Origin of the sequence: Natronococcus roseus, from assembly GCF_043677095.1 — an archaeon.
GTDB classification, from domain to species: Archaea; Halobacteriota; Halobacteria; order Halobacteriales; family Natrialbaceae; genus Natronococcus; species Natronococcus roseus.
Window position 1 is genome coordinate 17474 of the sequence record NZ_JBHLJR010000003.1, and the last position, 9195, is coordinate 26668.

A 9195-nucleotide genomic window follows, 5' to 3' on the forward strand; every position below is an offset into this window, starting at 1 on the left:
GGTGCCTCGAGTCAGAACTCCTCGGCGGTGTCGATGCTGACCACGACCCCGCGATCGCCGTCCGCGAAGCGCTCGTCGACGTCGACGGCGTCGGCAAAGACGAGCCGGGCCTGTTCGGTGTGAGCGAACGCGACCGCTGTGGCGATCTCGTCGTCGAACTCGAACTCCGCGAGCAGTTCGTCCCAGACGTCCGTCGGAACGCGGTACGCCCGCGTTCCGTCGACGGTGGCGTAATCGTGCTCTCGCTCGAGCTCGGCGTGGCGGCCGATCAGCGTCGAGTGGAGAACGACGAGGGCGTCGGCGATCGCCTCCGCATCCGCGTCCGAGCGGTCGGTGGCCCGCTCGAGGACGTCCTCGCTGATGGGCGCTTCGTCGGTTTCGAGCGACTGGTCGTCGGACATGGGTACGTCGACGTCCGCAGCTGTCACCAGCTTTGGGCTTGCAGCCCTACCAGCGTCCGAGCAAGACCGTTCTGCCGGACAGCCTCTGCCGTTGGAAGTAACACCTACCGTGGACGGGAGCGTAGTCGGTGTCGATGCCCGGTTCCGAGGACGGCCTCGAGTGTTCGACCTGTACCACCGTGGTCGACCGCGAGGACGCGATCCGAACGGAGACGATGGGCGGTCTCGATCCGACGCGGTGGCAGACGCTCTGCTGTCCGGACTGTGGAACCCGCCTGAAGACGGTGTTCGTCGGGGAGTAGCCAGCTCCGCCACGACCGGGGCTCGATCCAGGAGTCTGCACGAGATCGTCCTCGGATCGTCGACGTGACGACTGACGAGCGTTGCACGTCGATCGCGCGGATACGGGGACCGCTAGTGTGTGTGTGTGTGAACCGGCTCGTTTGCGTCGGACAGTCCTCGAGCGGAGAATCAAACGGGGCAAAGCTACTTGCACGAGTATTGCTAACGCGACTATCGTGAACGGTATCCACGACATGGGCGGGATGCACGGCTTCGGTCGCGTCCCCGTCGAGGACGACGCCCGGTTTCATTCGGAGTGGGAACGGATCGTCTTCGGGCTGGTTCGGACGGTACGCCCACAGGGTGTGTATAACATCGACGAGAGCCGATACGGAATCGAACGAATGCCTCCGGCGGAGTATCTATCGGCCTCGTACTTCGAGCGGTGGCTGGCCAGTCTCGAGCGCAATCTCGTCGAAGCGGAGGTCCTCACCGAGGCGGAGATCGAGGCCGCTTACGAGCGTGCCCGCGTCCTCGAGGACCCGGGCGACCTCGTCCCCGAACGCGAGGATCCCGAACTCGCCGCCCGCATCCGCGACGCGTTCGCGCAGCCGGCGTCGTTCGACCGGTCGGAAGGGGAGCCATCGTTCGCCGAGGGAGACCGCGTCCGGGTCCGGAACGCTCACTCGGAGGGGCACACGCGCTGTCCGCGGTACGTTCGGCGTACGTCCGGCGTGGTACGGGAGGTCCACGGCCGACACGTCTTCCCCGACGCGCGCGTCGACGGCGAGGACCGCGCCGAACCGCTGTACACCGTCGCGTTCGAGGCGACCGAGCTGTGGGGCCCCGACGCCGAGAGCCCCGACGACACGGTCCACGTCGACCTCTGGGAACCGTACCTGCGACCCGTCGGGGGTGGCGTCGATGAGTGACGGTCACGATCACGGCCACAACGACGAGACGGCCACGGACCCGCGTCCTCGTGTCCGAGCCATTCAGTCGTTGCTCGTCGAGAAGGGGATCGTCTCGACGGACGCGGTCGACGAGGCCATCGCCGCGTACGAGCGGGACGTCGGCCCACAGAACGGCGCTCGTGTCGTCGCCCGGGCCTGGGCCGACTCCGAGTTCAAGCGTCGCTTGCTCGCCGACGCGGAGGCCGCACTCGACTCGTTCGAGTTCGACGTCGGGATGCAACACATCGAGGTGAAAGAAAACACCGACGACGTACACAACGCGGTCGTCTGTACGCTCTGTTCCTGTTATCCGTGGTCGCTGCTCGGCCTGCCGCCGACGTGGTACAAGACGCCGTCGTACCGATCGCGGATGGTCCGGGAGCCGCGATCCGTCCTCGCCGAGTTCGGGCTCGAGCTCGACGAGGACGTCACCGTCGACGTCTGGGACTCGAGCTCGGAGATCCGGTACATGGTGCTCCCGCAACGTCCCGACGGGACGGCGGGGTACGACGAGGACGAGCTCACGGACCTCGTCACTCGCGACGCGATGATCGGCGTCGAGCGACTCGACGCGTCCTCGTCGGCGTCCGCCGAAACGGTGACCGACGGCGGCAGCGACGAGGACGACGCGCCGTTCGCGGAGCTGCTCGGCCTCGAGACGGAGCCGACGTTCGCCGCTCCGTGGCAGGCGCGCGCGTTCGGAGTGACGGTCGCGCTGTACGAGAACGGTTCGGGGTTCGACTGGTCGGCGTTTCAGGAGCGATTGATCGACGAGGTCGAGGCGACGCCCGCCGATGCCGACGGCGTCGACTGCGGGGACGCCGACGCGACCGAACGGACGTACTACGAGCAGTGGCAGGCAGCACTGGAGCGGCTGCTCGTCACCCAAACCGACCTCGACACGGAAACGGTCGACGCGCGAGCGACCGAGTTCGTGTCCGGCGAGCGAACCGCCGAGGAGTTCGTCGGCGGCAGCCGCGTGCACTGAGCGGAAGCGAACCGATCGGACCCTGCTCGCGGCAAAGAGTCTCTCTGGTCTGTGAAACGAAGAAAGCGGTCGTCTCGTTCCGGTCACGGATCGGGGACCGCTCGGTCGTCAGTCGAGGGCACTCGAGCCAGCCGACGGGACGTCACTCGACCGGGAATCGAAGGAGCGCACCGACGCCATCGAAGGCCTCCTGAAGCTGCTCGGCGCGATCGAGCCCCGTCGGGACGATGATCGTGCTCGCTCCCTCTTCTTCGGCCCGAGCCTCGAGAGTCTGGGCCTCCTCCGCGGAGAGTGACTCCGCGAGCAACAGCGTTTCGACGGCGCCGTACTCGAGGGCTTCCTCGACGTCTTCGACCCCGCCCGCCGCGTGCTCGTCCTCCTCGTCGAGCGCGTCGAAGAATCGGTCGAGCGCCTCGCGCGCGTCGGTCGCCTCGAGCGCACCCGCTGCCTCGGCCGCGTCCACGAGCTGACGAAGTCCCGTCTCGGCGGCGTACTCCACGTTGAACGGGCCGAGAACCTCGTCAGTGAGGGCCTCGGGCAGGTGATCGCCGTCGTGGAACCGTTCGGCGGTGACCTCGCTCCCGCCCAGCAACAGCCCTTCGAGGTCGTGACTGGCAGGCTCTTCCCCTTCGGGAGGGGAGTCGAGGAACACCCGTTCGACCGCGTCGCCGACCGAGTCGAAGAACTCCGTTCGGCGCTCTTCGCTCCGGCCCTGGAACCGATCCTCGTCGCGGCCCGTGGCATCCTGTTTGCTCGGAACGTCGCTTTCGATCGACTCGACCTGTTCGATCGTTTCCCCGTCGTAGCGACCGAGCGTCGCGCTCTCGCGTGCGACGATCAACAGTCCGTGAGTCGCCGTGCCGCTCGCACTGGGCTCGAGCGGCGTCGTATCGAACTCGTTAGCGTAGCCGTAGGTTCGGTCACCGATCGGAGCCGGCGGGTCGTCGAAGACGACCTCGACGAGGTCGTCGCCGACAGTACCGACGTAGACTGCGAGGCCGTTCTCGGGCGTCTCGTCGTACTCGTGGAGAATCCGCCGCGTCTCTTCGAGTGCCTGTTTGAGGGGCTTTCGGACCTCTTCCCGGTCGTTCAGGTACTCCGCCTCGGCGTGGTCCTCCTCGACTCGCTGGCGCATTTCGTCGACCGATTCCGTCGGCGGAACCGAAACCGAAACGAGCTGTTCGCCGTCGGCATCCGCATTGGATATCGTTTCGAAGCGCTCAGAAAACGTGGTATCGTCAGTCATCAAGGGACCCGATCCTACCCGTGGCCGGAGTAAGTATCTTGGCCATGAACGGGCTCACGAGGCTACAGCCCCACGGTTTGGTAGCAACGGACAGTCTCGATCGGATCGATGGTGGCGGATGGCTCGGTTGTTGTTAGAGTCGCAGCTATAGTAACGGTTGCTCGAGCAAGAAGCACGTGAAATCGGGATACCGCCTCCCGGATTTGAACCGGAGGAAGACGGTCGCTCACTTCGTTCGCGCTGCGACTTCCAGGGTTCAGAATCCGTTCGGCGCCAGTTTCCGCACCCGCTCGCTACGCTCGCGGGTTTGAAACATGCCGCCTCCCGGATTTGAACCGGGGACAGCTCGATCTTCAGTCGAGTGCTCTCCCAGTCTGAGCTAAGGCGGCTTACCCCTATCTCCGCCCATGATATAAAAAAGGATTTCGAATCGACTCGAGCGAGTTCGATCGTCGATCCCGTCTACCCGATTCCATCCGAGAGAAAAGAACAAACAGTAATGGAGAGAATAATACCGAGTATACCATCCGTTTACCACTGTGTATTGGTTTTTCAGATATTCAAGACACCCTTTTCCGCTCGGGCGGGTAACAGTGTGTTATGGAAGCGCTTGGCTCGGATCGGGACGCTCAAGAACTGTCAGCAGACACGATTCTCGAGTTGCTGGCAAACCGTCGGCGACGGTATCTCCTGTACGCGCTTCGCGGTCGAGAGGGACCGATCGAGCTCTCGAGGGTCGCCGAGCAGGTCGCCGGCTGGGAGCACGACGTTCCCCCGGACGAGGTCGCCAAAAACGAGTACAAGAGCGTGTACGTCTCCTCGGTCCAGTGTCACGTGCCGAAGCTGGCCGACTCGGGTGTCGTCGATCACGACGAGGATAACCACACCGTCGTCCTCTCGGACAACTTCGAACAGCTCGAGCCGTACCTCCGGGTCGTCGTCAAGGACGAACCCGAGGATTCGACGCTCTACGCGGCCCTCGACGCCGACTCCGGCGAGGGAATCCTGAATCAGATTCGGGAGAACGTCGCCCGGCTCAAGCACTGACTTCTCGATCCTATGCTCGCGCTACTCCGGCCAACCCTCGGCTACGGGCACCGGAGATCCAGTTCCGACCCCGCAGTCTGACTGTTTTCCCCGTTTCGGATCCGGCGTTCCCGCTCGAGTTTCGAGGATGGGGGGAGTCGGTTTCGACGCTCTCTTGGTAGCCGATAGTCGTTCGAGACGCTGGCTCGAGGAGAAACCACACGGTGGTTGGATTTCGTGCGATTCCAGCGCTAAGACAGAGTAAAACCCGATGCCTTGCTGGGAATCCAGAGCATCACTGCGGTAGTGGGCTCGGGCGGGTTCGAACTACGCCAAGACGTGCTCGCTTCGCTGCGCGCGTCTTGTCTCATTCGAACCGCCCTCGTATACATTTCTCTGTCTCACGGATTGTTCGCCAGAGAAATGGGCTCGGGCGGGTTCGAACCACCGACCTCGGCCTTGTAAAGGCCGCGTCATAACCAGCTAGACCACGAGCCCGTATCCGAAATCAGTGGCCCCGTCCGAATAACCTTTACTTTCTCGAGTCGGATCCCCAGTATGGCTCTCGAGCGAGTCTGGAAGGGGCTGCTCGTCGTTGCAGCAGTGGGCGTCGTCGCGCTGTTGCTCGTCCAGCTCGGCGTGGTCGGGACGCCCTGGAGCGACGACCGGACCGACGTCCGGGTCCTCGACGACGACGGCGAGCCGAAGGCGACGGTCGACGCCGAGATCGCGGATACGCCGGGCGAGCGCTACACCGGCCTGAGCGATCACGACTCGCTCGAGCCAGACGAGGGAATGCTGTTCGTCCACGACAGCGAGGGCGAGCGCACGTACGTGATGCGGGACATGGACTTCGGCATCGACATCGTCTTCATCGGCGCTGATCGCGAGATCACGACGATCCACAGCGCCCCCGAACCCGGCCCCGACGAGGACGGCGCGGATCAGGAGTACACCGGCGATGCGCAGTGGGTCCTCGAGGTCCCGATCGGGTACGCCGACGAGAACGGGATCGAACCCGGCGACGAGGTCGAGATCGGGTCCGACAACTGAGCGATGTATTTCGGTTCGTAGGGAACGCTTATTGGCGACGGTCCCGGAGACGAAGCAATGAGTAGCGTCGACTGGGAGAAAGACGACCCCTTCGAGGAACAACGGGAGCAAGTCGAGAGCCCGATGCGCCGGTTGATCTTCGATTTCGGTCGTCCCTACTGGTTCTCCGTGACGATCGGTCTCATCTCGAGCGTCTTCGCCCGGGCGCTGGATCTGCTGCCTGCCCTGATGCTGGCGGTCGCGATCGACGCGATCTTCAACGACGCCGTCTTCTCCGAGCAGGTTCCGCTGTCGGTGCTCCCGGACGCGTGGCTCCCCACGTCCCCCGAGGAGCAGTTCTGGTTCGTCGTCGCGGTCATCGCGGGCTCGTTTGCGCTGGGTGCGCTGTTTCACTGGCTGCGAAACTGGGGGTTCAACGCCTTCTCCCAGCACGTCCAACACGACGTCCGGACCGCGACCTACGACAAGATGCAGCGCCTGGACATGGAGTTCTTCGCGAACAAGCAGACTGGCGAGATGATGTCGGTACTGAGCAACGACGTCAACCAGCTCGAGCGGTTTCTCAACGAGGGGATGAACTCGGCGACCCGGCTGATCGTGATGGTCGTCGGAATCACGTTCCTGTTATTCTGGCTCAACCCGCAGCTGGCACTGGTCTCGCTGACCCCAGTTCCGTTGATCGCGATCTTTACCTACGTGTTCGTCAAGAAGATCCAGCCGAAGTACGCCGCGGTGCGATCGTCGGTCGGCAAGGTCAACTCCCGCCTGGAAAACAACCTCGGCGGGATTGGGGTCATCAAGTCCTCGAACACCGAGGAGTTCGAGTCCGACCGCGTCGAGGACGTCTCCGAGAAGTACTACGACACAAACTGGGAGGCGATCGACCTGCGGATCAAGTTCTTCCCCAGCCTGCAGCTGATCTCGGGGATCGGCTTCGTCCTTACCTTTCTCATCGGCGGCTACTGGGTCTTCACCGGAACTGGGCCCGGGCCGCTTACGGGGACGCTCCAGACTGGTACCTTCGTCGCCTTCATCCTCTACACCCAGCAGCTGGTCTGGCCGATGGCGCAGTTCGGCCAGGTGATCAACATGTACCAGCGCGCCGAGGCCTCGAGCGAGCGCATCTTCGGACTGATGGACGAGGAGGGACGCATCGAGCGCGACGAGGACGCCGACGAGCTCGAAGTACGGGAGGGCAACGTCGAGTACGACGACGTCGTCTTCGGATACGACGACAGCGAGCGCATCATCGACGAGATCAGCATCGACGTCGAGGGCGGCGAGACCGTCGCGCTGGTCGGACCGACGGGGGCCGGAAAGTCGACCGTCCTCAAACTGCTGCTCCGGCTGTACGACGTCGACGACGGCGCGATCCGGATCGACGATCAGGACGTCAGAGACGTCTCCCTGGCGAGTCTGCGCCGATCGATGGGGTATGTCGGTCAGGACTCGTTCCTCTTCTACGGGAGCGTCGAGGAGAACATCACCTACGGCACCTTCGAGGCCGACCGCGAGGAGATCGTTACGGCCGCGAAGGCCGCCGAGGCCCACGAGTTCATTCAGAACCTTCCCGACGGCTACGACACGATGGTCGGCGAGCGGGGCGTCAAGCTCTCGGGCGGGCAGCGCCAGCGGGTCGCCATCGCTCGCTCGATCCTGAAGGATCCGGAGATCCTGATCCTCGACGAGGCGACCAGCGACGTCGACACCGAGACCGAGATGCTCATCCAGCGCTCGCTCGACGAACTGACGGAAGAACGGACCACGTTCGCCATCGCCCACCGCCTCTCGACGATCAAGGACGCCGACCAGATCGTCGTCCTGGAGGACGGACAGATCGCCGAACGGGGCACTCACGAGGAGCTGCTCGCAAGCGACGGCCTGTACGCACACCTCTGGGGCGTCCAGGCCGGCGAGATCGACGAACTACCGCAAGAATTCATCGAGCGGGCCCAGCGTCGGCAGGCCCGAACCGAGGTCGACGTCGACGCGGACGACGATTAGAACGACTCCTGTTCGCTCTGCCCGTCCTGATCGGGGCCGCCTTCCTCCTGGCGCTGCTCGCCCGCCGCCGGAGGCGTTCGGTCGCTGTAGTTCTTCCGCCCGATCGCGTCGTCGCCGACCATGTTCATGATCGCCTGCTCGACCTCGTCGTAGGAGCCGTACTCGTCCTCGTTGAGCGGCTCGAGCAGTTCCTCGAGGGTCGCGGACTCCTCGCCCATGTCGATCTCCTCCTCGCCGTACTCCTCGAGGAGCTCGTCCTGTTCGATCGGGTAGTCGAGGTTCTCGAGGTCCTCCTCGACGTCGCTCAGGTCGACTCCGAGTTCGCGGCTTTCATCGGTCATACTCGAATAGTACGCCACGCGCTGCAAACAAGTTAACCCTGCGTACGCCACGACGGATCGGCCGCTGTCGTCACATCCGAGACGGCTCCGTCTCCGGGTACCGGGGGTACCGGGAGTTTCATGGCCGCACGCTCGGTTCGGTTCGGTATGCATCTCTCGGAGGCGACGTGGACGGAGGTACGGGAGCTCGAGACCGATCTCGCGGTCGTTCCCGTCGGCAGCACCGAACAGCACGGCCCGCACGCCCCGCTCGGAACCGACGTGCTGACCGCCGAAGCGGTCGCCGACGCGGCGCTCGAACGGGCCGATCGCGAGGTCGTCCGGGCGCCCGCGATTCCCGTGGGGATCGCCGAGGAACACCGGCAGTTTCCGGGAACGATGTGGGTCTCCGATGATACCTTTCGAAGCTACGTCCGGGAGTCGGTCGAGAGTCTCGCACACCACGGCTTCGATCGTGTCGTCCTCGTCAACGGGCACGGCGGAAACATCGACGCGCTCCGGGAGGTCGGCGGTCGGCTGACGCGAAGCGGCGAGGCCTACGCCGTTCCGTTCACCTGGTTCGAGGCCGTCGGCGACCACTCGGGCGATATGGGCCACGGTGGTCCCCTCGAGACAGCACTGGTCCGTCACATCGATCCGGATCTCGTTCACGAGGACCGACTCGAGGACGCCCGCGACGGTGGCGCCGACGGCTGGGGGGAGTGGACCAGCTACGCGAATCTGGCGTACGACTCGGCGGAGTTTACGGACAACGGTGTCGTCGGTGATCCGACCGACGGCGACGAGCGGCGGGGTGAAGAACTGCTCGAGCTAGCCGCCGACGCCCTGGATCGGCTCCTCGAGGCCGTCGCCGAGCGGGACGTCTCGCGACCGGAGCGGCGATAGGGTACCGACCGACGAT

Annotated in this window: 10 protein-coding genes and 2 tRNA genes; 7 read left to right on the forward strand and 5 right to left on the reverse strand. The window is 64.5% G+C overall.

Annotated elements, in window-relative coordinates; translation table 11 throughout:
- Nucleotides 1-11 precede the first annotated feature (11 nt).
- Entirely contained in the window at nt 12-401 is a 390-nt protein-coding gene (locus ACFEMD_RS08035; protein ID WP_394740528.1) for a hypothetical protein, read from the reverse strand.
- A gap of 134 nt (nt 402-535) precedes the next feature.
- Between ACFEMD_RS08035 and ACFEMD_RS08040 the strand changes: the two genes are divergently transcribed.
- The 3 genes from ACFEMD_RS08040 (at nt 536) to nthA (ending at nt 2624) form a co-directional block, all read left to right on the forward strand.
- Nucleotides 536-703 (forward strand): hypothetical protein, encoded by a 168-nt coding sequence (locus ACFEMD_RS08040; RefSeq protein WP_394740529.1) that lies wholly within the window; start codon nt 536-538, stop codon nt 701-703.
- 216 nt (nt 704-919) lie between these two features.
- Nucleotides 920-1615, forward strand: a complete 696-nt coding sequence (gene nthB, locus ACFEMD_RS08045) for a nitrile hydratase subunit beta (RefSeq protein WP_394740530.1) — start codon at nt 920-922, stop codon at nt 1613-1615.
- Entirely contained in the window at nt 1608-2624 is a 1017-nt protein-coding gene (nthA, locus tag ACFEMD_RS08050; RefSeq protein WP_394740531.1) for a nitrile hydratase subunit alpha, read from the forward strand. Before nthB ends, nthA begins: the two co-directional genes overlap by 8 nt.
- A 142-nt stretch (nt 2625-2766) precedes the next feature.
- Here the strand turns inward: nthA and ACFEMD_RS08055 are convergent, their stop codons facing one another.
- Nucleotides 2767-3870 (reverse strand): baeRF10 domain-containing protein, encoded by a 1104-nt coding sequence (locus ACFEMD_RS08055; RefSeq protein ID WP_394740532.1) that lies wholly within the window; start codon nt 3868-3870, stop codon nt 2767-2769.
- Nucleotides 3871-4185: 315 nt separating this feature from the next.
- Nucleotides 4186-4259, reverse strand: a tRNA-Phe gene (locus ACFEMD_RS08060).
- A 211-nt stretch (nt 4260-4470) separates the two neighbouring features.
- Here ACFEMD_RS08060 and ACFEMD_RS08065 point away from each other — a divergent pair.
- Nucleotides 4471-4917 (forward strand): DUF7344 domain-containing protein, encoded by a 447-nt coding sequence (locus tag ACFEMD_RS08065; protein ID WP_005554411.1) that lies wholly within the window; start codon nt 4471-4473, stop codon nt 4915-4917.
- Between the two features lie 403 nt (nt 4918-5320).
- Here ACFEMD_RS08065 and ACFEMD_RS08070 read toward each other — a convergent pair.
- Nucleotides 5321-5394, reverse strand: a tRNA-Val gene (locus ACFEMD_RS08070).
- A 60-nt stretch (nt 5395-5454) separates the two neighbouring features.
- Between ACFEMD_RS08070 and ACFEMD_RS08075 the strand changes: the two genes are divergently transcribed.
- Together ACFEMD_RS08075 and ACFEMD_RS08080 are read left to right on the forward strand one after the other, a co-directional pair.
- Nucleotides 5455-5949: a DUF192 domain-containing protein gene (locus tag ACFEMD_RS08075; protein ID WP_394740533.1), complete on the forward strand. Its 495-nt coding sequence runs from the start codon at nt 5455-5457 to the stop codon at nt 5947-5949.
- Between the two features lie 57 nt (nt 5950-6006).
- Nucleotides 6007-7953, forward strand: a complete 1947-nt coding sequence (locus tag ACFEMD_RS08080; RefSeq protein WP_394740534.1) for an ABC transporter ATP-binding protein — start codon at nt 6007-6009, stop codon at nt 7951-7953.
- Here ACFEMD_RS08080 and ACFEMD_RS08085 read toward each other — a convergent pair.
- The gene (locus ACFEMD_RS08085; protein WP_394740535.1) at nt 7950-8294 is read right to left on the reverse strand and encodes a DUF5789 family protein; all 345 of its coding nucleotides are present in this window, start codon (nt 8292-8294) and stop codon (nt 7950-7952) included. The genes ACFEMD_RS08080 and ACFEMD_RS08085 overlap by 4 nt on opposite strands.
- Nucleotides 8295-8441: 147 nt before the next feature.
- Here ACFEMD_RS08085 and ACFEMD_RS08090 point away from each other — a divergent pair, with 147 nt between their 5' ends.
- Nucleotides 8442-9179 carry a creatininase family protein gene (locus ACFEMD_RS08090; protein ID WP_394740536.1) on the forward strand — a complete coding sequence of 246 codons (738 nt, stop codon included), beginning with the start codon at nt 8442-8444 and terminating at the stop codon, nt 9177-9179.
- Nucleotides 9180-9195 lie beyond the last annotated feature (16 nt).